Genomic DNA, 25,074 nt, shown 5'->3' on the forward strand with positions numbered 1-25,074 from the left:
GCAGGGGGGACCCTGTGGGAGAGTAGGACGCCGCCGAACAATCATTGTGGGAAAGCCCCGCACCTTATGGTGCGGGGCTTTTCTGCGTTCAGGGGTCCCCCTGTCATCCGTAGCTCGTGGCTGAGGGTAAGGTCATGGGGCACATCGTCAACTCGCTCGCACAGGAGGCCCCCGGGTGGAGGTCCAGGAGACTCGCGTTCAGACGGACCGAGTCCTCACCATCCCCAACATCCTCAGCATGGCTCGCCTGGTCGGCGTGCCACTTTTCCTGTGGTTGATCCTCCGGCCTGTGTTCGGCGGTCCCAACAGCGACGGCTGGGCCCTGCTCGTCCTGGCGCTGAGCGGCGTCAGCGACTATCTCGACGGGAAGCTCGCCCGGCGCTGGAATCAGATCAGCAACCTCGGCCGGCTGCTCGACCCGGCCGCCGACCGGCTGTACATCCTTTCCACGCTCGTCGGCCTCACCTGGCGCGAGATCCTGCCGCTGTGGCTGACCGCCGTCCTTTTGGCGCGCGAACTGATGCTGCTGGTCGCCGTGGCGGTTCTCCGCCGGCACGGGTATCCGCCGCCGCAGGTGAACTTCCTCGGGAAAGCTGCCACTTTCAACTTGATGTACGCGTTCCCGCTGCTGCTGCTCAGTGACGGAACGGGCTGGCTTTCGTCACTCGCTGAAGTTTTCGGGTGGGCCTTCGCCGGATGGGGTACAACTCTGTATTGGTGGGCAGGGATCCTCTACGTGGTCCAGGTCCGTCGACTCGTGAAGGCGGATACCGCGGCCGATTGAGCCCGTCCGTCCCGTGCCGTGCAGCGTCGCCGGCAGGATCGAGGACGCCCGAGGGCCCGACAACGGACGGGTGAGGTCGGCAGGACCGTCGTCTCTTCAAGGAGGACGCTTCCGACATGAAGGCCGTCGTGATGGCCGGTGGCGAGGGCACCCGCCTGCGCCCCATGACCTCGAGTATGCCCAAGCCTCTTCTGCCGGTCGCCAACCGGCCGATCATGGAGCATGTCCTGCGACTGCTCAAGAGGCACGGTCTCACCGAGACCGTCGTGACCGTGCAATTCCTCGCCTCCCTCGTACGGAATTACTTCGGGGACGGCGAAGAGCTCGGAATGGAGCTCACGTACGCGAACGAGGAGAAGCCGCTCGGTACCGCGGGGAGTGTGAAGAATGCCGAGGAGGCGTTGAAGGACGACGCCTTCGTCGTCATCTCGGGGGACGCGCTCACCGATTTCGACCTCAGTGATCTGATCGCCTTCCACAAGGAGAAGGGCGCCCTCGTCACGGTCTGCCTGACCAGGGTTCCCAATCCGCTGGAATTCGGCATCACGATCGTCGACGAGGAAGGAAAGGTCGAACGATTCCTGGAGAAGCCGACCTGGGGGCAGGTCTTCTCGGACACGGTGAACACGGGCATCTACGTCATGGAGCCCGAAGTCTTCGACTACGTCGAACCGGATGTTCCCGTCGACTGGTCGGGTGATGTCTTCCCGCAGTTGATGAAGGAGGGCAAACCCGTCTACGGGTATGTCGCCGAGGGCTACTGGGAGGACGTGGGCACCCACGAGAGCTATGTGAAGGCCCAGGCGGACGTCCTGGAGGGCAAGGTCCAGGTCGAGATCGACGGCTTCGAGATCTCCCCGGGCGTCTGGGTCGCCGAAGGGGCCGAGGTCCATCCCGACGCCGTGCTGCGGGGGCCGCTGTACATCGGCGACTACGCGAAGGTCGAGGCCGGCGCCGAGATCCGCGAGCACACCGTGATCGGCTCCAACGTGGTCGTGAAGAGCGGCGCCTTCCTGCACAAGGCCGTCATCCACGACAACGTCTACGTCGGGCCGCAGAGCAACCTGCGGGGCTGTGTCATCGGCAAGAACACCGACGTCATGCGGGCGGCCCGGATCGAGGACGGGGCCGTCATCGGGGACGAGTGCCTGATCGGCGAGGAGTCGATCGTGCAGGGCAACGTCCGGGTGTACCCGTTCAAGACCATCGAGGCCGGCGCCTTCGTCAACACCTCGGTCATCTGGGAGTCCCGCGGGCAGGCGCACCTGTTCGGCGCGCGCGGGGTCTCCGGCATCCTCAACGTGGAGATCACGCCCGAGCTGGCCGTGCGGCTGGCCGGCGCGTACGCCACCACGCTGAAGAAGGGCGCGACGGTCACCACCGCGCGCGACCACTCGCGCGGCGCGCGGGCGCTCAAGCGGGCGGTGATCTCCGCCCTGCAGGCCAGCGCCATCGACGTACGCGACCTGGAGAACGTACCGCTGCCCGTGGCGCGGCAGCAGACCGCGCGGGGCAGTGCCGGCGGGATCATGGTGCGGACCTCCCCGGGTGTGCCGGACTCGCTCGACATCATGTTCTTCGACGAGCGGGGCGCCGATCTGTCGCAGGCCGGGCAGCGGAAGCTGGACCGGGTCTTCGCGCGCCAGGAGTACCGGCGGGCGTTCCCTGGGGAGATCGGCGACCTGTCCTTCCCGGCCAGCGTCTTCGACTCGTACACCGGCTCGCTGCTGCGGAACGTGGACACGACCGGGATCGCCGAGGCGGGGCTGAAGGTCGTCGTGGACGCCTCCAACGGCAGTGCGGGGCTCGTGCTGCCGAGCCTGCTCGGGCGGCTCCAGGTCGACTCGCTGACGATCAACCCCGGTCTGGACGAGTCCCGGCCGACCGAGTCGGTGGAGAGCCGGCGGGCCGGGCTGGTGCGGCTCGGGGAGATCGTGGCGTCCGCGCGGGCGGCGTTCGGGGTGCGCTTCGACCCGGTGGGCGAGCGGCTCTCGCTGGTCGACGAGCGGGGCCGGATCATCGAGGACGACCGGGCGCTGCTGGTGCTGCTCGACCTCGTGGCCGCCGAGCGGCGGTCCGGGCGGGTCGCGCTGCCGGTGACGACGACGCGGATCGCCGAGCAGGTCGCCGCGTACCACGGCACGCAGGTGGAGTGGACGACGACCTCGCCGGACGACCTCACGAGGGTCGGGCGCGAGGAGTCGACGATCTTCGGCGGGGACGGCCGGGGCGGGTTCATCGTGCCCGAGTTCAGCTCCGTCTTCGACGGGGCGGCGGCCTTCGTCCGGCTGATCGGCCTGGTGGCGCGGACCCAGCTGACCCTGAGCCAGATCGACGCGCGGATCCCTCGGGCCCATGTGCTGAAGCGGGACCTGGCGACGCCGTGGGCGGTGAAGGGCCTGGTCATGCGCCGGGTGGTGGAGGCGGCCGGGGACCGGTCCGTGGACACCACCGACGGCGTGCGGGTGGTGGAGACCGACGGGCGCTGGGTGATGGTGCTGCCCGACCCGGCCGAGGCCGTCACCCATCTGTGGGCGGAGGGTCCCGACGACGCTTCCGCGCAGGCCCTGCTCGACGAGTGGTCGGCGGTCGTCGAGAGCGCAGGTCACTAGGGGGACGCGGGTCCCGTGCGGTCCGCGGGGCCGGGAGGCGGCTTCGGACGCCTCCCGGCCCCGCGGTGGGGCCATTCGGTGGTAGGCCGTGCGACGTGCGACGATGTGCGGCATGTCGCAGCAGCCCCCCGTTCGGAGCACAGGATCACCGCCTCCGCGCCCGGACGCGTCCATGTCGCTGCTGAACAACGTGATCGACCACGCGCTGGACGACGGGTACGCCGAGGCGTCGGCCCGCCGTGCCGCCGAGGGCGGCGGGGTGCCCCGTACGGTCCGGGCGAAGCTCGGCCTGGCGGCCGGGCTGGTGCTCGCGGCGGCCGTGGTGACGCTGGGCGCGGCCGAGGCGCGGGTGTCCGCGCCGGTCGTGGCCAAGGAGCGACAGGACCTGATCGACCGGATCGAGTCGGAGACCTCCGCCGCCGACAAGCTGGAGCAGGACGTCGAGCGGCTGCGCGGTGAGGTCGGGGAGCGGCAGCGGAAGGCGCTGGAGCAGCACGGCGGCGACCAGGGCGAGCTGGTGGCGCTGCTGTCGGGGGCGACCCCGGTGCACGGGCCCGGCGTGAAGCTGGTCGTGGACGACGCCAAGGGCGCCTCGGACGGGGGCGGTGGCGGGCCGCGGGAGAGCGCCGGGTTCTCGGACACCGGGCGGGTGCGCGACCGTGACATGCAGCGCATCGTGAACGGGTTGTGGGAGTCGGGCGCGGAGGCCGTGTCGATCAACGGGCAGAGGCTGACCGCGCTGTCGGCGATCCGGGCCGCGGGCGACGCCATACTGGTCGACAACAAGCCGCTGGTGCCGCCGTACACGGTCCTCGCCGTCGGGGACGGGCAGCGGCTGAGCACCGCGTTCCAGGACAGCGCCGACGGCCAGTACCTGCACGCGCTGCAGGAGAACTTCGGGATCCGGACGAGCATCACGGCCGAGGGCGACATCCGTCTGCCGGCCGCGCCGAGCCTGATCGTACGTACAGCAGAGCCGAGGGGAGCCGGGGCGGCCAAGGCCACCGGGCGGGCCGCGGCCGAGACAGGGAAGGGCACATCTTGATCGCCGTACTGGGCCTGATCGTGGGCGTCGTGGTCGGACTGTTGGTCCGGCCCGAGGTTCCCGCGGTGGTCGAGCCCTATCTTCCGATCGCCGTGGTCGCCGCCCTGGACGCGGTCTTCGGCGGCCTGCGGGCCATGCTCGACGGGATCTTCGTCGACAAGGTCTTCGTGGTGTCCTTCCTGTCGAACGTGGTCGTGGCGGCGCTGATCGTCTTCCTCGGCGACAAGCTGGGCGTGGGCGCGCAGCTGTCGACGGGTGTGGTCGTCGTCCTCGGCATCCGGATCTTCTCCAACGCGGCCGCCATCCGGCGGCACGTGTTCCGGGCGTGAGGCCGATGAACGAGCAGGACAGGCCGGACGGGCCGGACGGGCGGAGCGGGGCCGCCGAGGGCGGCGCCGCGCGCCCGCAGGACGCCTCGGTCCCGCCGCGCGCCTCGGTGCCGCTGCCGCCGGTGGCCCCGCCCCCGGCCGCCGAGCCGCCGCCGGCGGCGCCCGCGAAACCGGAGGTGTCGGGACGGCAGCGGCTCGCCGCGAGCCTGTGGCCGCCCCGGGTGACCCGGGCCCAACTGGTGGTGGCGCTGCTGCTGTTCGTGCTGGGTCTCGGGCTGGCCATCCAGGTGCGGTCCACCAGCGACAACAGCGCGCTGCGGGGGGCCCGCCAGGAGGACCTGGTGCGCATCCTCGACGAGCTCGACGACCGCACCCAGCGGCTGGAGGACGAGAAGACGCGTCTCGACCAGCAGCGCTCGGAGCTGGAGTCCAGCTCGGACCAGGCGGAGGAGGCCCGGAAGCAGACGCAGGAGAAGCAGCAGCAGCTGGGCATCCTGGCCGGTACGGTCGCCGCCGAGGGGCCGGGCATCACGCTGACGATCACGGACGCGAGCGGCGCGATCGAGTCGGACATGCTGCTCGACGCGATCCAGGAGCTGCGGGCGGCCGGCGCGGAGGCGATCCAGGTGGACGGTGTCCGGGTCGTCGCGGACAGCTACTTCTCGGGAAGCGGCAATGACATGCGGATCGATGGAACGAAGGTGACCGCTCCGTACGTCTTCAAGGTCATCGGCAAGCCGGAGGATCTGGAGCCCGCGCTCAACATCCCCGGCGGTGTCGTCCAGACACTGGAGAAGGAGCAGGCCACGGCCACGGTGCAGCGTTCCGGGAAGATCGTCGTCGACGCCTTGCGGCCTGCGAAGCGGCCTGACTACGCTCAGTCGTCCTCGCAGTGAGGCGGGGGCGATGAGGGTCACACGACAAGCGCATGATGTTGCGGGGGGTCGCCGCACCACATGGGTGGTGCGTGGTGGAAACTGTCGAGTGGTTACGGACGTTGTGAAGATGTCCGGGTCGGCAGGTGTGTTGAGTCAGGGTTCGTCCTGCCCCACGGGCGGGTCTGTTTCGGTCAAGGGGAATCGCCCGTGAAGTGGTTTTCGAAGTTGTTCGGCAAGAGCGCAAGCGAGGACGGCGGCAGCGCCAGGCACCGCGCCCCGCGCCACGCCCAGAGCGAGGAACAGGGCGGCGAGCGCCCGCTCTTCCGCGATGAGGTCGGCGGTCAGGGCGCGTCGTCTGTTGACCCCGCAGGTGCCGCCCGCATAGGTTTCGGAGAACCATCAACCTCAGGTACGGGTGGAGGGTTTGTGCCCGACCCGTACGCGACACAGACCTCCGCGGGTCAGCCGCGGCAGGAGGGCGCGTCCATGCCGGTGTGCACGAGGTGCGGTCACCGCAACACGGCGGACAGCCGTTTCTGCTCCCACTGCGGTACGCCGCTGCGGGGCGGGGTGGCGCCGGAGCGTGCCTCCGAGACCACCTCGACGATCTCCATCTCGGGCCTGGAGGCCTACGACGCGGAGGTCACCGGGCAGACGCAGCTTCCGTCGCTGTCGGCCGAGGCGCTGGCGGCGGTCGAGGCCCTGCCGGGCGGTGCGGCGCTGCTGATCGTGCGCCGTGGTCCGAACTCGGGCAGCCGCTTCCTCCTGGACGGCGAGCTGACGACGGCCGGGCGGCACCCGCAGAGCGACATCTTCCTGGACGACGTGACCGTGTCGCGCCGTCACGTGGAGTTCCGCCGGCAGCCGGACGGCACCTTCACGGTGGCGGACGTCGGCAGCCTCAACGGCACCTATGTCAACCGGGAGCAGATCGACGCGAACTCGGTCGTTCTGGCCAACGGGGACGAGGTGCAGATCGGCAAGTACCGGCTCGTGTTCTTCGCGAGCCAGCGGGGCGTGTGACGCTCCGGAGAACCTTCAGGGAAGGTCCATGCTGCGAACACCGACGGGCGGTGCCGGACACGGCGCCGCCGCCGCGGGCGAGCTGGTCAGCATCGGTATGGTGCTGAACCGGCTGCGCGACGAGTTTCCGGAAGTGACCATCTCCAAGATCCGGTTCCTGGAGGCCGAGGGGCTGGTCGAGCCCCAGCGGACGGCCTCCGGGTACCGGAAGTTCAGTGCGCGGGACGTGGAGCGGCTCGCCCAGATCCTGCGGATGCAGCGGGACCACTACCTCCCGCTGAAGGTCATCCGCGAGCACCTGGACGCCCTGGAGCGGGGGGAGCAGGTCAAACTGCCCTCCCCGAGCCCGCAGCGGGACCTGCTGGACGGGGCCTGGGACGCGGACGCCGAGCGGCCCACCGCGGCCCGGATCGGGCGCGCGGAGCTGCTCGCGGCGGCCGAGGTCACCGAGGTCGAGCTGGCCGAGTGGGAGTCGTACGGGCTGATCGCCCCGGTCGACGGCGGCGGCTACGACGCCGAGACGGTGACGGTCGCCAAACTGGTGGCGGATCTGGGGAGATTCGGTCTGGAGCCGCGCCATCTGCGGGCCGTGAAGGCGGCGGCGGAGCGCGAGGCCGGGCTGATCGAACAGATGGTCGCACCGCTGCGGCGGCACCGTAATCCGCAGACCAGGGCCCATGCCGAGGCGACCGCGAAGGAGCTCGCCGGGCTCTCCGTACGGCTGCACGCGGCACTGGTCCAGACCGCCCTGGGGCTGCGGTCGACGTGATCGGCGGACGGCCCGACTACCCAAACCGGTCGGGCACGTCCTAGGGTTGCTGTGTGAACGAGCTCGACGTTGTGGGTGTCCGGGTGGAAATGCCCTCCAACCAGCCGATCGTGCTCCTGCGTGAAGTGGGAGGCGATCGGTACCTCCCCATCTGGATCGGACCGGGCGAGGCGACCGCGATCGCCTTCGCCCAGCAGGGCATGGCCCCCGCCAGGCCGCTGACGCACGACCTCTTCAAGGACGTGCTGGAGGCCGTGGGGCAGGAGCTCTCCGAGGTCCGCATCACGGATCTGCGCGACGGGGTCTTCTACGCCGAGCTGGTCTTCGCCAGCGGGGTGGAGGTGAGTGCCCGGCCCTCCGACGCGATAGCCCTGGCGCTGCGCACCGGGACGCCGATCTACGGCAGCGACGGGGTGCTCGACGACGCGGGGATCGCGATCCCGGACGAGCAGGAGGACGAGGTGGAGAAGTTCCGCGAGTTCCTCGACCAGATCTCGCCCGAGGACTTCGAGACCGGCAGCCAGTAGGCCCGGGCGGCCGTGGCCGCGGGCCGTTTTCGGCACATTCGAGTAGCCTTACCCCGGAGAGGGGCACGTGAAACCACTCTCAGGGTGATTATCACTCGGCGTGCCGAGTGTGGCGATCGTTGACGCACCCCGAGTGACTGCCTACCTTCGAGTGGGCAGGTCAAGGACGGAGGGTCGGCGTGATGAGCAGCGGCGACGGTACGGCAGGGGGCTTTCCGGGGCGTGCCCCCGGGGAGAAGGGCCCGTATCCGCTTCACGGCAGTGTGGGCGACTTCGGCGGGGACGTGAGCGCCGGCCCGGAGGAGATCGGTTACCGCGGCCCCACGGCCTGTGCGGCGGCCGGCATCACCTACCGGCAATTGGACTACTGGGCCCGTACGGGGCTGGTCGAGCCGAGCGTGCGGCCCGCCTACGGGTCCGGCACGCAGCGGCTGTACAGCTTCCGGGACGTCGTCGTCCTCAAGATCGTCAAGCGCTTCCTGGACACCGGGGTCGCGCTCCAGAACATCCGGGCGGCCGTGCAGCACCTGCGTCGGCGGGGCTTTCGCGACCTGGAGCGGATGACGCTCATGAGCGACGGCGCCACGGTGTACGAGTGCTCCTCGCCGGACGAGGTCGTGGACCTGCTCCAGGGCGGTCAGGGCGTCTTCGGCATCGCCGTCGGCGTGGTGTGGCGGGACGTCGAGTCGGCGCTGTCGCAGCTGCACGGCGAGCGGATCGACACGGGCGAGACGCTGATCGGGCACAACCCCACGGACGAGCTGGCGCGCCGCCGGCGGGACCGCGCGGTCTGACGCCCGGCGGGCCCGCGGCCTCGCCGCCGCCCCGTTGTCAGTGCCGTAGGGCAGCATCGGAGGCGTGAGAGCCGCGCCCACCATCCTGCATCTCGACATGGACGCCTTCTTCGCCGCGGCGGAGCAGGCCTCCAAGCCGAGCCTGCGCGGGAAACCGGTGGTCGTGGGGGGTCTGGGGCCGCGCGGGGTGGTGGCGACGGCCTCGTACGAGGCGCGGCGCTTCGGGGTGCACTCGGCGATGCCCATGGCGCAGGCGCGACGGCTCGCGCCGAACGCGGCGTATCTGGTGCCCCGCTTCGCCTTCTACCGCGCGATCAGCGGACAGGTCATGGAGCTGCTCGGGCGGCTGTCGCCGCTGGTCGAGCCGCTCAGCCTGGACGAGGCCTTTGTGGACCTGGAGGCCGGCGGGGTCGCCGACGACAGCGCGGGCGCGCGGGCGGCGGGGGAGCGGCTGCGGCGGGACATCCTCGCGACGACGGGGCTGACCGGTTCGGTCGGGCTGGCCGGGTCGAAGATGCTGGCGAAGATCGCCTCGGAGGAGGCCAAGCCGGACGGGATGGTGCTGATCGAGCCGGGGACCGAGCGGGAGCTGCTGGGGCCTCGGTCGGTGCGGATCATCCCGGGCGTCGGGCCGGCCACCGGGGAGCACCTGCGGCGGGCCGGGATCACGACGGTCGCCGAGGTGGTCGAGGCGGGCGAGGACGAGCTCGTACGGCTGCTGGGCCGGGCGCACGGCGGCTCGCTGTACCTGATGGCCCTCGGGCACGACGACCGGCCGGTGGTGGCCGAGCGGGACGCCAAGTCGGTCTCCGTCGAGGACACCTTCGCCGTGGACCTGCACGACCGGCTGCGGATCCGGCTGGAGGTGGAGCGGCTGGCCGAGCGGTGCGTGGCGCGGCTGCGGGCCTCGGGGCACTCGGGGCGGACGATCGTGCTCAAGGTGCGGCGCTACGACTTCTCGACGCTGACCCGGTCGGAGACGCTGCGGGGGCCGACGGACGCCCCGGTGGTGGTCCGGGAGGCGGCGGCGCGGCTGCTCGACCTGGTGGACACCACGGGCGGGGTGCGGCTGCTCGGGGTCGGGGTCAGCGGGCTGGCCGACTACACGCAGGAGGACCTGTTCGCGCAGGCCGAGGTGGAGGCGGCGGCCGAGGCGGAGGCCCGCGCGGAGGTGGCGGGGGCCGCTGTGGCGGAGGCCCCGGAGGGTGCGGGGGGCGCGGGGCCGGCCGGGCCCGCGCCGGTGACCGCCGGGGCGGCCGACGGCGCCGAGCGGGAGTGGGCGCCGGGGCGGGACGTGCGGCACGCGGAGTACGGGGCCGGGTGGGTGCAGGGCAGCGGCCTGGGGCGGGTCACCGTGCGCTTCGAGGAGCCGTGGGCGGCGGTGCCGGGGCGGGTGCGGACGTTCTCGGTGGACGACCCGGCGCTGGAGCCCTCGGAGCCGCTGCCGCTGGTGCCGTAGGACGGGCCCGCCCGGACCGGGTGGCGCGGGCGGGGCCCTTGAGGGGACGAGAGGGGAGGGGAGGGGGGTGCTGCGAGGGGGCTCTACGTGTCCTCCTGGCCCGCCAGGCGGCCGAAGTCCCGGGACGGGGTGTCCGGGGGCGGCGGGGGCAGGGCGAGGCTGTAGTGGCGGTAGAGCTGGAGTTCCTGTTCGGGGGAGAGGTGGCGGCCCACGCCGAAGTCGGGGGCGTCCTTGATCAGGGCCCGCTCATAGGGGATGCGGAGGCCGCCGCTCACCAGCTCGCTCGGCTCCAGGGGGACGAACGCGTCGCGGCTGAACAGGCCGGTGCGCACCGCGGCCCATTCGGGGACGCCCGTCGCGTCGTCCAGGTACACCTCGTCCACGGTCCCGATCTTGTGTCCGTTCCGGTCGAACGCCTTGCGGCCGATCAGGCTGCGCGGATCGATATCGGTCTGCACGGTCCCTCCAACTGGTCGCAACTGCTCTACACCCCTACGAAAGTGCACAACTGGGATGTCGGCCACTTGAGCGACTACGGGCTCAACCGCGCTGGTAGGCTGGCTGTGGCTGTCGACCCTGCGCGGGAGAGTCCACCGAAGAAACCTTTCGGGGGCGCCGAAGGAGCAAATCCTCCCCGGAATCTCTCAGGCCCCTGTACCGCGTGGACGAGGTCACTCTGGAAAGCAGGGCGGGCGTCGACGGCATCCGCTCTCACCGACGGTGAAAGCCGGTCCTGCCCTCGGGCATGGCCGGTGAAGCTCTCAGGTTGAGATGACAGAGGGGGAGGCCGTCCGGGCACCCGCGCCGTGGTGCCCCTCGCAGGTCGTGACGACCAGGAGGCCCCCGCAGCATGACCGCCAACCGCATTCCGCTCTCCGAGCTCGAGCAGGGCATTCCCTTCGAGCAGCGGCACATCGGGCCCGACACCGAGGCGCGGGCGAAGATGCTCGCCCAGGTCGGGTACGGCTCCCTCGACGAGCTGACGGCCGCGGCCGTGCCGGACGTCATCAAGAACGCCGAGGCGCTCGGCCTGCCCGCCGCCCGCACCGAGGCCGAGGTCCTCGCCGAGCTGCGCGAGCTCGCCGACCGCAACCAGGTCCTGGCGCCGATGATCGGCCTCGGCTACTACGGCACCTTCACCCCGCCGGTCATCCTGCGCAACGTCATGGAGAACCCGGCCTGGTACACGGCCTACACGCCGTACCAGCCGGAGATCTCGCAGGGCCGCCTGGAGGCCCTGCTGAACTTCCAGACCATGGTCGCCGACCTCACCGGTCTGCCCACCTCCGGCGCCTCGCTGCTCGACGAGGGCACCGCCGCCGCCGAGGCCATGGCGCTGTCCCGGCGCGTCGGCAAGGTGAAGAACGGCGTCTTCCTCGTCGACGCCGACGCCCTGCCGCAGACCATCGCCGTCATCGAGACCCGCGCCGAGCCCACCGGCGTCGAGGTCGTCGTCGCCGACCTGTCGGCCGGCGTCCCCGCCGAGATCGCCGAGCGCGGCGTCTTCGGCGTGCTGCTCCAGTACCCGGGCGCCTCCGGTGCCGTCCGCGACATCAAGCCGGTCATCGACCAGGCCCACGAGCTCGGCGCGATCGTCACCGTCGCCGCCGACCTGCTCGCGCTGACCCTGCTCGCCTCGCCCGGCTCGCTCGGCGCCGACATCGCCGTCGGCACCACCCAGCGCTTCGGCGTCCCGATGGGCTTCGGCGGTCCGCACGCCGGCTACATGGCCGTCCAGGACAAGCACGCCCGCTCGCTCCCCGGCCGCCTGGTCGGCGTCTCCGTCGACGCCGACGGCAACAAGGCGTACCGCCTGGCCCTGCAGACCCGCGAGCAGCACATCCGCCGCGAGAAGGCCACCAGCAACATCTGCACCGCGCAGGTGCTCCTCGCCGTCATGGCCGGCATGTACGCCGTCTACCACGGTCCCGAGGGCCTGAAGGGGATCGCGCGCCGCACCCACCGGTACGCCGCCGTCCTCGCCGCCGGGCTGCGCGCCGGGGGCGTCGAGCTCACCCAGGGCGCCTTCTTCGACACCCTGACCGCCCGCGTGCCGGGCCGCGCCGACACTGTCGTCGCCGCCGCCCGCGAGGCCGGGGTCAACCTCTACCGCGTCGACGCCGACCACGTGTCGATGTCCTGCGACGAGACCACCACCCGCGGCACGCTCGCCGCCGTCTGGGGCGCCTTCGGCGTCACCGGCGACGTCGAGGCCCTGGACACCGCCACCGAGGACGCGCTGCCCGTCGACGCGCTCCGCGCGGACGCGTTCCTGACCCACCCGGTCTTCCACGCGCACCGCTCCGAGACCTCGATGCTGCGCTACCTGCGCCGCCTCTCGGACCGCGACTACGCGCTGGACCGCGGCATGATCCCGCTCGGCTCCTGCACCATGAAGCTGAACGCGACCACCGAGATGGAGTCGGTGACCTGGCCCGAGTTCGGCCAGATGCACCCCTTCGCCCCGGTCGAGCAGGCCGGCGGCTACCTCACGCTCATCACCGAGCTGGAGGAGCGCCTCGCCGAGGTCACCGGCTACGACAAGGTCTCCATCCAGCCGAACGCCGGCTCCCAGGGCGAGCTCGCCGGTCTGCTGGCCGTGCGCGCCTACCACCGCGCCAACGGCGACCTGCGGCGCACCGTCTGTCTCATCCCCTCCTCCGCGCACGGCACCAACGCCGCCTCCGCGGTGATGGCCGGCATGAAGGTCGTCGTCGTCAAGACCGCCGACGACGGCGAGGTGGACGTCGCCGACCTGCGCGCCAAGATCGAGCAGTACCGCGACGAGCTGTCCGTGCTGATGATCACGTACCCCTCGACGCACGGCGTCTTCGAGGAGCACGTCGCCGACATCTGCGCCGAGGTGCACGAGGCCGGCGGCCAGGTGTACGTCGACGGCGCCAACCTCAACGCGCTGGTCGGCCTCGCCAAGCCGGGCAAGTTCGGCGGCGACGTCTCGCACCTGAACCTGCACAAGACCTTCTGCATCCCGCACGGCGGCGGCGGCCCCGGTGTCGGCCCGGTCGGCGTCCGCGCCCACCTCGCCCCGTACCTGCCGAACCACCCGCTCCAGCCCACCGCGGGCCCGGAGACCGGCGTCGGCCCGATCTCGGCCGCCCCGTGGGGCTCGGCCGGCATCCTGCCGATCTCCTGGTCGTACGTGCGCCTGATGGGCGGCGAGGGCCTCAAGCGCGCCACCCAGGTGGCCGTGCTCGCGGCGAACTACATCGCCAAGCGCCTGGAGCCGCACTTCCCGGTGCTCTACACCGGCCCGGCCGGCCTGGTCGCCCACGAGTGCATCGTGGACCTGCGCCCGCTGTCGAAGGCGACCGGCGTCAGCGTCGACGACATCGCCAAGCGCCTGATCGACTACGGCTTCCACGCGCCGACCATGTCCTTCCCGGTGGCCGGCACGCTGATGATCGAGCCCACCGAGTCCGAGGACCTGGCCGAGCTCGACCGCTTCTGCGACACGATGATCGCGATCCGCGGCGAGATCGAGAAGGTCGCCTCCGGCGAGTGGCCGGCCGAGGACAACCCGCTGCGCAACGCCCCGCACACCGCGGCGGCGCTGGGCGGCGAGTGGAACCACCCGTACACCCGTGACGAGGCCGTCTTCCCGGCCGGCGTCTCGGTCGCCGACAAGTACTGGCCGCCGGTGCGCCGCATCGACGGCGCCTTCGGCGACCGCAACCTGGTCTGCTCCTGCCCGCCGCTGGACGAGTACGACCACTGAGCGGCACCCCGCGCATGACGTGAGGGCCGGTCCGGATTCTTCTCCGGGCCGGCCCTCGCCGTGTTCTCAGGGTGGCTCAGGCCGCCGTCGTCACGCTGGCCGCCGTCAGCGGGCGGTGCGGGGCGATGATCTGGCCGTCGGGCAGCAGCTCACCGGTGTCCTCGAAGAGCAGGACGCCGTTGCACAGCAGGCTCCAGCCCTGTTCCGGGTGGTGGGCCATGAGGCGGGCCGCCTCCCGGTCGGCGGAGTGGGCGGTGGGACAGGCGGGCTGGTGCTGGCACATGGGTGGGTTCTTTCGCTGCGTCGTGGTGGATGTCCTGCGGCTCTTCGGATGCATCGCCGCCCCCGTAGGTCGGTTCGGTTCCGGTCCAGTCTTGCCCCATGGACGGCGTTCCGCAGGTATTTCACGGCAGCTCGTCCTCTCCTGGGAAGACGCATCACCCTCAGGGGCGGTTCAGGTCAACTGCACCGTCTCTTCGGGGGGTTCGGGGTGGTCCGAGCGGGCTAGTCCGAACGGGAGGGGGGCTCGGACAGCAGTGCGCCCCGGGGGGCCAGGGGCTCCCGGGGCGCGGGCCGCGTGCGGGGTGGATCAGGCGGGCGCCGCGGAGCCCAGCAGGGGCGGCGGCGCGAGGCGCAGGCTGAGCACGGGCAGGAGGTCGGCGACCCGGTAGGGGTGGTTGGCGGCGATTCCCGGGGGTGCGGGGGAGAGCGGCACCAGCAGGTCGGCCGGACCGGGGACGGCGGTGTGCCCGTCGGCGTCCGGGTCGGCGTGCAGCCACAGGGTCAGCATGTACAGCTCCGGTACGGAGAGCAGCCGCGGCTGGTACGGGGTGAGCAGCGCCTCGGCCTGGATCAGGGCCCGTTCGGTGGAGGAGACGTAGGGGCCCTCGAAGAAGTGGGAGAACGACCAGCCGTCTGGTGTGAGCATGGTGTCCGCCGCGGCGATGGCGCGCTCCCCGCTCCGGATCAGGAAGCGCCAGCCGGCCAGCCGGGTACGCGGCGGCGGGCCCGCCGGGCCGGTGGTGCCGGTGACGCCCAGCACGTGCACGGGCAGCGGCAGTTCGGGGCTCAGCGGTCCCTGCGCGGCTCGCAGTGCGGGGGTGCGGGCCTCACAGACGGCGGTCGGTGAACCGAGGGCCGTGAGGACACTGCGAAGAGCCGGCGCGGGGGCCGGGGAGGGTCGGAGCATGGTGGGTCGCCTCTCACTCAGGAGACACGGTGACGCGTGGGCAGATACGACGGCGCTGTCGGCGACGGGGCCAGAGGAGGGGGCCGTCGAGCTCATGGCCGGGCGCCAACACTCTGCCTCGTTCACGGAGTTTATACGACACGTGTTCACACAGTGTTTCCGCTAGACGGCGCCGATATTCCTGACAAGGAGTCATTCGGTCGTATTTCCAGGGTGATTCGGTGGAATGCTCGCGTCCGGCGGAACGCCTGCCTGCACTTTCCCGGAGGAAGGGGTCGGCCGAATCCCGATCCCCCCGTGCCGGACAATATGACTTTGGTATATGTCGATTGCCCGGTGCTCTCGGTCTCTGCCGATGGAGATCCCGTTCACATTATCCGTACACCGGTACGTACCGCAGGCGTTATGGATCAGTCGGCTGGGCATCATGGTCCGTGACGCTCACGGCCGTCGTCTCGGCCGCCACTCGGGGAGGGACCCTTCGATGGGGGAGAAGGTCGTGACGGACGGGTTCGGCCCGGCCGACCGACAGCGCTACCGCCGAAAGCTGCAGCAGTGTCTCGCGGGACTCGCGAGGCTCCTGGCGGAGAAACGGTTCGACAAGCCCCGCAATCTGATGGGTATGGAGATCGAACTCAATCTCGCGGGCGCGGACGGCCTGCCCAGGATGCTCAACGCGCCGGTGCTGGACCGTATCGCGAGTCCCGATTTCCAGACCGAACTCGGATTGTTCAATCTGGAAGTGAACATCGCTCCGCACCGGCTCGGCGACCATGTTTTCGACCGGCTCGCCGAGGAGCTCAGGACCGGGCTCGGATATGCCGACCGCAAGGCCGCGGAGGTCGGCGCCGGTGTCGTCATGATCGGTATCCTGCCGACCCTCGCGCACGGGGACGCGGTCCTGGAGAACCTCTCCGCCGCCGACCGCTACAAGCTGCTGAACGACCAGATCCTGGTCGCGCGCGGGGAGGACTTCACCCTCGACATCCACGGCGTGGAGCGGCTGCTCTGCACCTCCGCCTCCATCGTGCCGGAGGCCGCCTGCACCTCGGTGCAGCTGCACCTCCAGGTGACCCCGCCGCGCTTCGCGGCCGTGTGGAACGCGGCACAGGCCATCGCCGGGGTGCAGATAGCCGTCGGCGCCAACGCGCCCTTCCTCTTCGGCCGGGAGCTGTGGCGGGAGTCCCGGCCGCCGCTGTTCACGCAGGCCACCGACACGCGGACGCCCGAGCTCCAGGCGCAGGGGGTGCGCCCGCGCACCTGGTTCGGGGAGCGCTGGGTGGACTCGGCGTACGACCTCTTCGAGGAGAACCTGCGCTACTTCCCGGCGCTGCTGCCGCTGTGCGACGACGAGGACCCGCTGCGCGTGCTCGACGAGGGCGGGGTGCCGAAGCTCCAGGAGCTCGTGCTGCACAACGGCACGGTCTACCGCTGGAACCGGCCCGTGTACGGCTGGGTCGACGGCGTCCCGCACCTGAGGGTGGAGAACCGGGTGCTGCCGGCCGGCCCCACGGTCACCGACGTCGTCGCCAACGCCGCCTTCTACTACGGGCTGGTGCGGGCGCTCGCGGACGACTCGCGGCCGGTCTGGAAGCGGATGGCGTTCCAGGACGCCGAGCACAACTTCGACACCGCCTGCCGCCACGGCATCGAGGCCGAGCTGCGCTGGCCGCGCTCCGGGCGCTCGGGCGGGCTCGCGACCGTACCGGCGGTGAAGCTGGTCCTCGACGAGATGCTGCCGCTGGCCGCGTCGGGGCTCGACGCCTGGCACGTGGAGCCCCGGGACCGGGACTTCTACCTCGGCGTGATCGAGGAGCGCTGCCGGCGGCGCGTCAACGGGGCCTCGTGGCAGGCCGAGACCTTCCACCGGGCGCTGGACTCCGGGCTCGCGCGGGAGGCGGCGCTGGTGGCGACCACCCGCCGCTACCGGGAGCTGATGCTGACCGGGGAGCCCGTGCACAGCTGGCCGGTGGGGGTGGAGCGCGCCTCCTAGGCCACGCCCTGGGTAGGGTTCCCGTACCCGGGTCGCTGTGGGGAATGGGAGACAGGTGTGGTGTCGGAGCAACGAGTGGTGGACGCCTTCCCGCCCCCGGAGGGGCTCCCGCGCCGGGTGCTGCGCGACGAGACGCTGATCGTCCTCGCGCTGTCGCTCGGCGCGAGCGGGGTCTCCGCGCTCATCAGCTTCATCGGCTCGCTCACCAAACCGGGCGCGCTGAAGGACCAGGCCGCCACGCTCAACGGCTCCTACGCGCCGGGGCGGCCCTGGCTCGACCTGTCCTGGCAGCTGTTCGGCATCGCGACCGCACTGGTCCCGGTCGTCCTCGTCGCGCACCTGCTGCTGCGCGAGGGCGGCGCCACGCGCGGGCTGCGGGCGATCGGCTTCGACCGGACCCGGCCGTGGCCGGACCTGGGGCGCGGGACGCTCGTCGCGGCCGGGATCGGCAGCGCGGGGCTCGCCTTCTACATCGCGGCGCGGGCGTCCGGCTTCAACCTCACGGTGGTGCCCGAGTCGCTGCCGGACGTGTGGTGGAAGTACCCGGTGCTGGTGCTGTCGGCGATCCAGAACTCCGTACTGGAGGAGGTCATCGTCGTCGGCTATCTGCTGCGCCGGCTGGACCAGCTCGGCTGGTCGCCGCGCGCCTCGATGGCGGCGAGCGCGCTGCTGCGCGGCTCGTACCACCTGTACCAGGGGATCGGCGGCTTCATCGGCAACGCGGTGATGGGCGTGGTCTTCGTGTGGCTGTACCGGCGGTGGGGGCGGGTGGGGCCGCTGGTGGTCGCGCACGCGCTGCTCGACATCGTGGCCTTCGTCGGATACGGGCTGCTCGCCGGGAAGGTGGGCTGGCTGCCGACGCCGTGAGGCGGAGGGACGAAGAGGGGCGTACGGCACGGGCCGTGCGCCCCTCTTCGGCGTGTCGGGGCCCCGTTCAGTCGTTCAGCCGTGCAGTTCGCCGTCGATGACGGTGACCGCGTGGCCGGTGAGGAGGGTGCGCTCGCCGCGCAGCCGGGTGCGGACCAGACCGGTGCGGGCACCGCCCTGGAAGCCGGTCAGCTCCTCGCGGCCGAAGCGGGCGGACCAGTAGGGCGCGAGGGCGGTGTGGGCGCTGCCGGTGACCGGGTCCTCGTCGACGCCGACGGCGGGGAAGAAGCCGCGCGAGACGAACTGGTAGGCGCCCTCGGGCCGGTCGGCGATCGCGGTGGCGATGACGCCCCGCCGGGAGAGCCGGGCCAGCGCGGCGAAGTCCGGGGCGAGGCCCCGCACGGTCGCCTCGTCGCGGAACTCCACGAGCAGGTCGCCGATGTGGGCGGCGGTGTCGTGTACGGCGAGGGGTTCGGCGCCGAGCGCCTTCGCCAGCCCTTCGGGGGCGGTCGCCGGGGTGAGCGAGGAGGTCGGGAAGTCCATCGTGATGCTGCCGTCGGGCGCGGCGGTGGCGCCGAGGATCCCGCAGCGGGCCGCGAAGCGGACGGTGCCGGTGGCCGCGCCGGTGGTGTGCAGGACGTGCGCGGTGGCGAGGGTGGCGTGGCCGCACATGTCCACCTCGGTGGTGGGGGTGAACCAGCGCAGCGCCCAGTCGGCCTCGCCGCCCGGCGGCAGCGGATGGGCGAAGGCGGTCTCGGAGAGGTTGACCTCGGCGGCGACCTGCCGGAGCCAGGCGTCGTCGGGGAAGGAGTCGAGGAGCAGGACTCCGGCGGGGTTGCCCGAGAAGGGCCGGTCGGTGAAGGCGTCGACGATACGAATCCGCATGAGCCGGACCGTACCCGAGCGCCGGAAGACCGGGCCAAGGCCAATCCGGGAGCACTGGACCGGTCGGGTCGGCGGGGCCGGCCACCGGACCGGTCCGGTGGCCGGGAGGGGGCTCAGCGCAGCCGTCGCGCGCGCACCACCACGTCGTCGGCGTGGTGTGCGCCGGCGCCGCCTTCGGGGACCACGCGGGGCCGCTGCTCGTCCACCTCCACCGTCCAGTCGTCGGTGAGGAGGGCGGCGACCATCGCGGGCCAGACGTAGTCGGCCGGGTCGAAGCCGCCTTCGTCCGGGTCCCGGGTCTCCATCCCCGCGTGGTGGACGAGCAGCAGCACGCCGCCGGGCGCGACGGCCGACAGCAGCGCCCGCTCGGCCGAGGCGTCCGGGGTGCGCGGCAGGGCCGGGTACTGCGCGGAGACCAGGTCGAAGGAGCCCGGCGGGAGCGCCGCTTCGGCCAGCCCGGCGTGGATCCAGCGAACGGTGACGCCCGCGTCCCGCGCGTGCGTGGCCGCCCGGTCCAGGGCCAGGCCGGAGACCTCGAGCGCGGTCACGTCCCAGCCGCCGCGCGCGAGCCAGACGGCGTCGGCGCCCTCGCCGCAGCCGACGTCGAGCACCCGCCCGGGCGTGAGCCCGGCGACCTCGGCGACGAGCGCGCCGTTGGGCCGGCCGCTCCATAGCTGCTGCCGCTCGGCGTAGCGGCCGTCCCACTCCGCCCGCACCGCGGGGTCTCCGAGGTAGCCGTCACCGGACAGGAAGGTGCCGGACAGGAAGGTGCCGGCCGGGGAGGTGCCGGTCGCGGACGGTGCCGCGGTGATGTGGTCGTCGCTCATGGGGCCAACGTCCCCCCTCGCTGCCCGGTCGGGCCACTCCTGTTGCCGCTTCGGCAAACGGCGCGTCCGGGTGGCGCGTCGTCGCAGGCCGGAGCCCTTCTTCGGTCGGGTGTTGCTTAACGAACTGTTCCGATATATCGTTGAGGCATCGCGACAGTTCAACGATGAATCTCGACGGAAGGAGCGTTGCGATGCGTACCTATGGACATGAGCACGGACACGGTCACCGCGGACCCGGACCTCGTGGTGAATTCGAAGGGCGCCGCGCCGCCTTCGGGCCCTTCGGGCCCGGATTCGGCGGCGGACCCTGGGGCGGCGGCGGCTTCGGCGGGCGGGGGCGCGGCGGAGGCCGCGGCCGGGCCCGGCGGGGCGATGTGCGCGCCTCGATCCTGGCGCTGCTGAAGGACCGCCCGATGCACGGCTACGAGATGATCCAGGAGATCGTCGAGCGCAGTGGCGGGGCCTGGAAGCCCAGCCCCGGTTCGGTCTACCCGACCCTCCAGATGCTGGAGGACGAGGGGCTGATCGGCAGCGAGAGCGAGGGCGGCAAGAAGCTGTTCACGCTCACCGACGCCGGCCGGACCGAGGCCGAGTCGGGGCCCGAGGCCCCGTGGGAGGAGGCCGGGCGCGGCGTCGACTGGGAGGCCGTGAACGAGATCCGGCAGGCCGGCTTCGGCCTGATGGAGGCCTTCGGGCAGGTCTGGAAGACCGGCACGCCCGACCAGCGGCAGAAGGCCGTGGAGGTCATCAACGAGGCCCGTAAGAAGCTGTACCTGATCCTCGCCGACGAGCGCTGAGGCGCCGCCCGGGAGGGACGAAGGGCCCCGCGGCCGTGTGCCGCGGGGCCCTTCGGGCGTAGGGAGCGTCCGGTCAGGCGACCAGGCCGGCCAGCTTGCGCAGCGACTCCGTGAGCGCCGCCGTGGCCGAGTCCTTGAGCTTGCCCGCCATCAGGGAGACGGCCGCACCCGTGAACTCCCCGTCGATCCGTACCGTGGTGGCCCCGGCGTCGGCGGCCAGGGCGTAGCGGGTGCCGACCGTCACGCCCATCGGGCCCTTGCCGCGGATCGCGAGCACCCGGCCCTCCTCCAGTTCCTCCACCGTCCAGGTCACCTCGGCGGGGAAGCCCATGAGCTTCATGTTCTCGGCGAAGGTTGCGCCCGCCTCCAGGGTGGCCGGACCGCCGTTCGGGAAGTTCGTGTGGGTGGCGTTCCACTTCCCGTACGAGTCGAAGTCGGTGAGCTGCGCCCACACCTTCTCGGCCGGAGCCTCGATCCGTGCCTCCGCGCTGACCTCGGCCATGCGACCACCCCTTCACGCGTACCTGTCGGCTTTCGGTGTCGCGGAACGTAGCCCCGGCGGCGCCAACATTCAATACTGATGAACCGTCAGTTCTGCGGTCTCGTCGCCGATCCACCAGATCCGCGCGGAGTCGAAGAGGTCGGAGACGCGCGGGCCGCCGCTCTCGTCGTGGCAGTGGAAGGCGGCCCAGAAGAGGTCGGCCGGCAGCGCCGCCCGCGGTGCGTACACGCGGTAGACGTACTGCCGCCCGTCGAGCGCGAGGAGAGCCACCATCCAGAACATGCCTGAAGGACGATACGGGACGCCCCCGTGGTTGCGTCCGGGGCGGATGGCAAGGCGGCGCGCGCCCCGGATGCGGAACTCGCCGGATCTCATCCGTAAGGAGGAGGGCTCGGTCGTTCGTGCCCGACTCCGGTGGGACGCGCAGATGCTTCTCGCCGGGGATGCCCCGGCTTGTCGGGGCTGATGAGGTGGGAGGGTGCGAACTCCCGTCCCTCCCGACCCCGCGCCCGGCGCGTCCCGGGCCCGGCGCGCCCCCGGGCCCCGCGCCCCGCTGCCCGCGCCCGTGCCGCCCCGGCTGCCCGCGAGCCGCCGGGCTGAGCTGGAGGACGCCCTGACCGTCGAGCTGGTGACCGCCGTCACCGGCGCCCGGCGCCGCGCGCTGCGGGACGGCGACCGGCAGGTCGACACCGCCCATCTGCTGCACTCCCTCCTGGAGGCGGACCCCGAGACCGCCACCGCCTTCGAGGGCGCCGGCCAGCGGGCCAGGGTCCTCGGCTACCTGGTCCAGCGCTCCATCGGCTACGGGCTGCGCTGGCAGGGCTCCGTCGAGGACACCGGCGCGGCCCTGCCCGTCCCGCGCGGCGACCAGGCGGCCGCGGCGGGCTGGTCGCCCGCGGCGGCCGCCGCCCTCGCCGGGGCCTTCGAGCGCGCCGCCGTCCGAGGCGAGCACCGCGTGCGCGGCCTCGACCTGCTCGCCGCGCTCGCCGCCGATCCCGCCAACCGGGCCGGCGAGGTGCTGCGCCGCGCCGGTGTCGAACCGCGTGAACTGGCCCTCCGGATCGGCCTGCCGTCTCAACAGGTGTAACAGGGGTTACGCGCCTGACCGCGTCCTGTCATGATGGCCCGATGCACGCGTCTCAGGAGAAAAGCGCTGGCCTGGGACTCGCCCTGGTCTCCGCCTTCGCTTTCGGTGGTTCGGGAGTGGCGGCCAAGCCGCTCATCGAAGCGGGCCTCGACCCGCTCCACGTGGTGTGGCTCCGGGTCGCCGGCGCCGCCCTCGTCATGCTCCCGGTGGCCTGGCGCCACCGCGATCTGGTCCGCCGCAAGCCCGCCCTGCTGGCCGGGTTCGGACTCCTCGCCGTCGCCGGTGTCCAGGGCTTCTACTTCGCCTCCCTCTCGCGCATCCCCGTCGGGGTCGCGCTGCTCATCGAGTACCTGGCCCCGGCGCTGGTCCTCGGCTGGGTCCGGTTCGTCCAGAAGCGGCCGGTCACCCGGCGGGCGGCCGTGGGTGTCGTGCTCGCCGTCGGCGGGCTCGCCTGCGTCGTCCAGGTCTGGTCCGGGCTCAGCTTCGACCTCCTCGGCCTCCTCCTCGCGCTGGCCGCCGCCTGCTGCCAGGTCGGCTACTTCGTCCTGTCCGACCAGGGCCGCGACGAGGCCGAACCGGTCGACCCGATCGGCGTCATCGCGTACGGGCTCCTCGTCGGCGCCGTCGTCCTCACCGTCCTCGCCCGCCCCTGGCGGATGGACTGGGCCGTCCTCGGCGGCACCGCCGACCTGAACGGCACGGCGGCCCCCGCCTGGCTGCTGCTCGGCTGGATCGTCCTGATCGCCACCGTCCTCGCGTACGCCACCGGCGTCGTGTCGGTGCGCAAGCTCTCCCCGCAGGTCGCCGGAGTGGTCGCCTGCCTGGAGGCGGTCATCGCGACCGTCCTCGCCTGGGTGCTGCTCGCCGAACACCTCGGCCCCGCGCAGATCGCGGGCGGCGCCGTCGTCCTCGTGGGCGCCTTCATCGCCCAGTCCGCCACGCCCAAGGCGGCGGCCGAGGCGCCGGTCGCCCAGGGCGGGACGGCGGGCACCGTGCCGGGCGGCGGTCCGGAAGGCGCGGCGGGGCACGAGCGGGCCGACGGGGAAAGCCCGTTGTCCGTCGAGCGGTCCGCGTCCTAGGGTGCCGCCCATGCACGCGACCGTCCTGCCGCCTCCCGCCGCCTAGCGCGGGCGGCGCGCACTCCTGACGAAGACCGGGCCCGGGGCCGCCGGCACAGGCCCCCGGGCGGCTCGTCGACGCCCCTCCGCGGACCTCGGTGATCCCCCTTCCGTCCGTCATCCGACGTCTTCTGACGTCCTCTGACGTCTTCCTCACGGAGTACGCCACGTGTCGCACCACCCTGGCACCGGCCGGAGCCTCTGCTATCTGATCGTCGCCGGAATCGCCTGGGGCACGGCGGGCGCCGCCGCCTCGCTGCTGTTCCGGGTCAGCGCGACCGGCCCCCTCGCCCTCTCCTTCTGGCGCTGCGTCGGCGGGCTCGTCCTGCTGCTCGGAGCGCTCGCGCTGCGCCGGCGGCCCCGGCGCGGCGCGCCCGAACCGCCTGCCCGGCGCCTGCTGCGCGTCCTCGGCACCGGACTCGGGCTCGCCGTCTTCCAGACCGCCTACTTCGCCGCCGTGGAGCTCACCGGGCTCGCCGTCGGCACCGCCGTCACGCTCGGCGCCGGACCCGTGCTCATCACCGTCGGCGCGCGGCTGCTCATGGGCGAGCGGATCGGCGCCGGCGGCGCCGCCGCCGTCGCCGGGGCGCTCGCCGGGCTCGGCGTCCTCGTGCTGGGGGCGGGCGGCGGCGAGGTCCGGCCGCTCGGCGTGCTGTGCGCCCTCGTCTCCGCCGCCGGATACGCGGCGATCACGCTGCTGACCCGGCTGCTCGGCCGCGACGGCGGCGGCGCCGACGCCCTGACGACCACCACGGGGGCCTTCGCCGTCGGCGCGGCGGTGCTGCTGCCGCTCGCCGCCGCCGAGGGGCTGGTGCCGCCCGCGCGGGACCCCGTGGCGGTGCTCCTGCTGCTGGCGTACATCGCCGCCGTGCCGACCGCGCTCGCCTACGCCCTGTACTTCGCGGGGGCGGCCTCGGTCCGCGCCGCGACCGTCTCCGTGATCATGCTCCTGGAGCCGGTCAGCGCCGCGCTCATCGCCGTCACGCTGCTCGGCGAACGCCTCACCGCCGCGACCGTCGCCGGGACGCTGCTGCTCCTCGTCGCCGTCACCGGACTCGCCCTCGCCGAGACCCGCTCGGGCGCGGCGGCGCGGCGGGAGGCCCCGGCCGGGGGGCCGGTGCCCGATCCGGCGCCCGGTCGGGGGCCCGACTCGGTGCCTGATCCGGGGCCCGTGGCGGGCGTCGCCGCGCCGCTGCGGTCAGGCTCCGGCGGGCCGGCGGCGTAGCTGGTGCGCCCGGGCGGCGGCGTCGCCCGGCCCCGCGCGCTCGGCGAGCCGGGCCGACACGCGGTCCTGGACCTCCGGCGGCTTGTTGCCCGCGTACTTGAACTTCGCCCGCACCTCGGTCACCTCCAGGCACAGCACCCGGATCCCCGGCAGCATCCGCCCGAACGGGGCCTCGCCCGGACACACCGGAGCCGTGCCGCCCTCGGGCTGGAAGTGCGCCACCTGGCGGTTGAGGAGCTCCGCCTTCTCGGCCGGGTCGTCGACGATCCGGGCGGCGCAGCGGAGCTGGACGGCCGCGTAGTACGAGGTGGGGGTGCCGTGCTCGGCCGGGGCGCCCTCGGGGGCGGTCCAGTGGCCGGGCACGAAGACGTAGTCGTCGACCACGCTCAGCAGCACGGCCGGGTTCCGCTCCAGGTCCCGCCAGAGCGGGTTGGGGCGGGCCAGGTGGGTGATGACCCGGCCGTGCGGGCCGGGCTCCGGCTCGTACCGGAAGTGTGCCGGCTGCACCCACGGCGGTTCGCCGGGGGCGCCGTTGACCGCGAGCTGGCCGAAGTCGCGGGCGGCGAGCCAGTCGCGCCATTCGCTCTCGTCGTGCGGGGAGTCCCAGGGATGGATCAGCACCGGACGC

25 protein-coding genes and 1 riboswitch are annotated in these 25,074 nt (G+C 72.5%); of the genes, 17 read left to right on the top strand and 8 right to left on the bottom strand.

Translation table 11 applies throughout. From position 1 onward, the window contains the following. Positions 1-175: 175 nt before the first annotated feature. From ACZ6J5_RS34080 to ACZ6J5_RS34125, 10 genes are all read left to right on the top strand, one after another. Entirely contained in the window at positions 176-784 is a 609-nt protein-coding gene (locus ACZ6J5_RS34080; RefSeq protein WP_362483405.1) for a CDP-alcohol phosphatidyltransferase family protein, read from the top strand. 116 nt (positions 785-900) lie between these two features. Continuing rightward, positions 901-3,396, top strand: coding sequence for a sugar phosphate nucleotidyltransferase (locus ACZ6J5_RS34085; protein ID WP_469397813.1), 2,496 nt, complete (start codon positions 901-903; stop codon positions 3,394-3,396). 103 nt (positions 3,397-3,499) lie between these two features. Next, on the top strand, positions 3,500-4,441 hold the full coding sequence (locus ACZ6J5_RS34090; protein ID WP_469397883.1) for a DUF881 domain-containing protein: 942 nt from the start codon (positions 3,500-3,502) through the stop codon (positions 4,439-4,441). Next, positions 4,438-4,770 (top strand): small basic family protein, encoded by a 333-nt coding sequence (locus ACZ6J5_RS34095; protein ID WP_015032176.1) that lies wholly within the window; start codon positions 4,438-4,440, stop codon positions 4,768-4,770. The genes ACZ6J5_RS34090 and ACZ6J5_RS34095 overlap by 4 nt, the downstream gene beginning before the upstream one ends. A 5-nt stretch (positions 4,771-4,775) precedes the next feature. Continuing rightward, positions 4,776-5,666, top strand: coding sequence for a DUF881 domain-containing protein (locus tag ACZ6J5_RS34100; protein ID WP_469397814.1), 891 nt, complete (start codon positions 4,776-4,778; stop codon positions 5,664-5,666). Positions 5,667-5,726: 60 nt separating this feature from the next. Next, on the top strand, positions 5,727-6,671 hold the full coding sequence (locus tag ACZ6J5_RS34105) for an FHA domain-containing protein (RefSeq protein WP_469397815.1): 945 nt from the start codon (positions 5,727-5,729) through the stop codon (positions 6,669-6,671). A 28-nt stretch (positions 6,672-6,699) separates the two neighbouring features. After that, the gene (ftsR, locus tag ACZ6J5_RS34110; protein WP_469397816.1) at positions 6,700-7,440 is read left to right on the top strand and encodes a transcriptional regulator FtsR; all 741 of its coding nucleotides are present in this window, start codon (positions 6,700-6,702) and stop codon (positions 7,438-7,440) included. A 53-nt stretch (positions 7,441-7,493) separates the two neighbouring features. Further along, positions 7,494-7,967: a bifunctional nuclease family protein gene (locus tag ACZ6J5_RS34115; protein WP_362483415.1), complete on the top strand. Its 474-nt coding sequence runs from the start codon at positions 7,494-7,496 to the stop codon at positions 7,965-7,967. Positions 7,968-8,149: 182 nt separating this feature from the next. Then, positions 8,150-8,761 (top strand): MerR family transcriptional regulator, encoded by a 612-nt coding sequence (locus tag ACZ6J5_RS34120; RefSeq protein WP_469397817.1) that lies wholly within the window; start codon positions 8,150-8,152, stop codon positions 8,759-8,761. Between the two features lie 64 nt (positions 8,762-8,825). Further along, positions 8,826-10,220, top strand: coding sequence for a DNA polymerase IV (locus ACZ6J5_RS34125; RefSeq protein WP_469397818.1), 1,395 nt, complete (start codon positions 8,826-8,828; stop codon positions 10,218-10,220). An 83-nt stretch (positions 10,221-10,303) separates the two neighbouring features. On the opposite strand, the gene ACZ6J5_RS34130 is transcribed toward ACZ6J5_RS34125, so the two are convergent. Further along, on the bottom strand, positions 10,304-10,678 hold the full coding sequence (locus ACZ6J5_RS34130) for a PRC-barrel domain-containing protein (RefSeq protein ID WP_469397819.1): 375 nt from the start codon (positions 10,676-10,678) through the stop codon (positions 10,304-10,306). Positions 10,679-10,791: 113 nt separating this feature from the next. Continuing rightward, positions 10,792-10,890, top strand: a riboswitch (glycine riboswitch). A gap of 180 nt (positions 10,891-11,070) precedes the next feature. Here ACZ6J5_RS34130 and gcvP point away from each other — a divergent pair. Beyond that, complete coding sequence (gcvP, locus tag ACZ6J5_RS34135) at positions 11,071-13,956, top strand: aminomethyl-transferring glycine dehydrogenase (protein ID WP_469397820.1); 2,886 nt, start codon at positions 11,071-11,073, stop codon at positions 13,954-13,956. Between the two features lie 76 nt (positions 13,957-14,032). Here the strand turns inward: gcvP and ACZ6J5_RS34140 are convergent, their stop codons facing one another. Continuing rightward, positions 14,033-14,239: a DUF5999 family protein gene (locus ACZ6J5_RS34140; protein ID WP_362483423.1), complete on the bottom strand. Its 207-nt coding sequence runs from the start codon at positions 14,237-14,239 to the stop codon at positions 14,033-14,035. A gap of 306 nt (positions 14,240-14,545) precedes the next feature. Next, positions 14,546-15,145 carry a hypothetical protein gene (locus ACZ6J5_RS34145; RefSeq protein WP_469397821.1) on the bottom strand — a complete coding sequence of 200 codons (600 nt, stop codon included), beginning with the start codon at positions 15,143-15,145 and terminating at the stop codon, positions 14,546-14,548. 484 nt (positions 15,146-15,629) lie between these two features. On the opposite strand from ACZ6J5_RS34145, the gene ACZ6J5_RS34150 reads away from it, so the two are divergent. After that, on the top strand, positions 15,630-17,138 hold the full coding sequence (locus tag ACZ6J5_RS34150; RefSeq protein WP_469397822.1) for a glutamate-cysteine ligase family protein: 1,509 nt from the start codon (positions 15,630-15,632) through the stop codon (positions 17,136-17,138). Positions 17,139-17,198: 60 nt separating this feature from the next. After that, positions 17,199-18,005, top strand: coding sequence for a CPBP family intramembrane glutamic endopeptidase (locus tag ACZ6J5_RS34155; protein ID WP_469397823.1), 807 nt, complete (start codon positions 17,199-17,201; stop codon positions 18,003-18,005). Positions 18,006-18,080: 75 nt separating this feature from the next. Here ACZ6J5_RS34155 and ACZ6J5_RS34160 read toward each other — a convergent pair whose 3' ends face one another. After that, positions 18,081-18,890, bottom strand: a complete 810-nt coding sequence (locus ACZ6J5_RS34160) for a PhzF family phenazine biosynthesis protein (RefSeq protein WP_469397824.1) — start codon at positions 18,888-18,890, stop codon at positions 18,081-18,083. 113 nt (positions 18,891-19,003) lie between these two features. Then, positions 19,004-19,717: a class I SAM-dependent methyltransferase gene (locus tag ACZ6J5_RS34165; protein ID WP_469397825.1), complete on the bottom strand. Its 714-nt coding sequence runs from the start codon at positions 19,715-19,717 to the stop codon at positions 19,004-19,006. A 191-nt stretch (positions 19,718-19,908) separates the two neighbouring features. Between ACZ6J5_RS34165 and ACZ6J5_RS34170 the strand changes: the two genes are divergently transcribed. Next, positions 19,909-20,514 carry a PadR family transcriptional regulator gene (locus ACZ6J5_RS34170; protein WP_469397826.1) on the top strand — a complete coding sequence of 202 codons (606 nt, stop codon included), beginning with the start codon at positions 19,909-19,911 and terminating at the stop codon, positions 20,512-20,514. Between the two features lie 73 nt (positions 20,515-20,587). On the opposite strand, the gene ACZ6J5_RS34175 is transcribed toward ACZ6J5_RS34170, so the two are convergent. Continuing rightward, positions 20,588-21,016 (bottom strand): type II toxin-antitoxin system Rv0910 family toxin, encoded by a 429-nt coding sequence (locus tag ACZ6J5_RS34175; RefSeq protein ID WP_469397827.1) that lies wholly within the window; start codon positions 21,014-21,016, stop codon positions 20,588-20,590. Between the two features lie 69 nt (positions 21,017-21,085). Continuing rightward, positions 21,086-21,298 carry a hypothetical protein gene (locus ACZ6J5_RS34180; RefSeq protein ID WP_469397828.1) on the bottom strand — a complete coding sequence of 71 codons (213 nt, stop codon included), beginning with the start codon at positions 21,296-21,298 and terminating at the stop codon, positions 21,086-21,088. Between the two features lie 271 nt (positions 21,299-21,569). Between ACZ6J5_RS34180 and ACZ6J5_RS34185 the strand changes: the two genes are divergently transcribed. The 3 genes from ACZ6J5_RS34185 to ACZ6J5_RS34195 all read left to right on the top strand — a co-directional run bounded on the left by ACZ6J5_RS34185 (position 21,570) and on the right by ACZ6J5_RS34195 (position 24,446). After that, on the top strand, positions 21,570-22,103 hold the full coding sequence (locus tag ACZ6J5_RS34185; RefSeq protein WP_469397884.1) for a hypothetical protein: 534 nt from the start codon (positions 21,570-21,572) through the stop codon (positions 22,101-22,103). Positions 22,104-22,144: 41 nt separating this feature from the next. Further along, positions 22,145-23,182: an EamA family transporter gene (locus ACZ6J5_RS34190; RefSeq protein ID WP_469397829.1), complete on the top strand. Its 1,038-nt coding sequence runs from the start codon at positions 22,145-22,147 to the stop codon at positions 23,180-23,182. A gap of 208 nt (positions 23,183-23,390) precedes the next feature. After that, positions 23,391-24,446: a DMT family transporter gene (locus ACZ6J5_RS34195; protein WP_469397830.1), complete on the top strand. Its 1,056-nt coding sequence runs from the start codon at positions 23,391-23,393 to the stop codon at positions 24,444-24,446. Here ACZ6J5_RS34195 and ACZ6J5_RS34200 read toward each other — a convergent pair. Further along, complete coding sequence (locus ACZ6J5_RS34200; protein WP_469397831.1) at positions 24,420-25,067, bottom strand: FMN-binding negative transcriptional regulator; 648 nt, start codon at positions 25,065-25,067, stop codon at positions 24,420-24,422. The two genes, ACZ6J5_RS34195 and ACZ6J5_RS34200, sit on opposite strands and share 27 nt — an antisense overlap. Positions 25,068-25,074: the final 7 nt, after the last annotated feature.

Source organism: Streptomyces sp. NPDC042100, assembly GCF_055582325.1.

Excerpts from the sequence above, each read along its gene's own strand:
- ACZ6J5_RS34085 (WP_469397813.1), top strand. The coding sequence starts at position 901 with ATGAAGGCCGTCGTGATGGCCGGTGGCGAGGGCACCCGCCTGCGCCCC.
- ACZ6J5_RS34120 (WP_469397817.1), top strand. The coding sequence starts at position 8,150 with ATGAGCAGCGGCGACGGTACGGCAGGGGGCTTTCCGGGGCGTGCCCCC.
- ACZ6J5_RS34140 (WP_362483423.1), bottom strand. The coding sequence starts at position 14,239 with ATGTGCCAGCACCAGCCCGCCTGTCCCACCGCCCACTCCGCCGACCGG.
- ACZ6J5_RS34170 (WP_469397826.1), top strand. The coding sequence starts at position 19,909 with ATGCGTACCTATGGACATGAGCACGGACACGGTCACCGCGGACCCGGA.
- gcvP (WP_469397820.1), top strand. The coding sequence starts at position 11,071 with ATGACCGCCAACCGCATTCCGCTCTCCGAGCTCGAGCAGGGCATTCCC.
- ACZ6J5_RS34150 (WP_469397822.1), top strand. The coding sequence starts at position 15,630 with ATGGGGGAGAAGGTCGTGACGGACGGGTTCGGCCCGGCCGACCGACAG.
- ACZ6J5_RS34190 (WP_469397829.1), top strand. The coding sequence starts at position 22,145 with ATGCACGCGTCTCAGGAGAAAAGCGCTGGCCTGGGACTCGCCCTGGTC.
- ACZ6J5_RS34100 (WP_469397814.1), top strand. The coding sequence starts at position 4,776 with ATGAACGAGCAGGACAGGCCGGACGGGCCGGACGGGCGGAGCGGGGCC.
- ACZ6J5_RS34160 (WP_469397824.1), bottom strand. The coding sequence starts at position 18,890 with ATGCGGATTCGTATCGTCGACGCCTTCACCGACCGGCCCTTCTCGGGC.
- ACZ6J5_RS34145 (WP_469397821.1), bottom strand. The coding sequence starts at position 15,145 with ATGCTCCGACCCTCCCCGGCCCCCGCGCCGGCTCTTCGCAGTGTCCTC.
- ACZ6J5_RS34175 (WP_469397827.1), bottom strand. The coding sequence starts at position 21,016 with ATGGCCGAGGTCAGCGCGGAGGCACGGATCGAGGCTCCGGCCGAGAAG.
- ACZ6J5_RS34180 (WP_469397828.1), bottom strand. The coding sequence starts at position 21,298 with ATGTTCTGGATGGTGGCTCTCCTCGCGCTCGACGGGCGGCAGTACGTC.
- ACZ6J5_RS34105 (WP_469397815.1), top strand. The coding sequence starts at position 5,727 with ATGGGTGGTGCGTGGTGGAAACTGTCGAGTGGTTACGGACGTTGTGAA.
- ACZ6J5_RS34165 (WP_469397825.1), bottom strand. The coding sequence starts at position 19,717 with ATGAGCGACGACCACATCACCGCGGCACCGTCCGCGACCGGCACCTCC.
- ftsR (WP_469397816.1), top strand. The coding sequence starts at position 6,700 with ATGCTGCGAACACCGACGGGCGGTGCCGGACACGGCGCCGCCGCCGCG.
- ACZ6J5_RS34090 (WP_469397883.1), top strand. The coding sequence starts at position 3,500 with ATGTGCGGCATGTCGCAGCAGCCCCCCGTTCGGAGCACAGGATCACCG.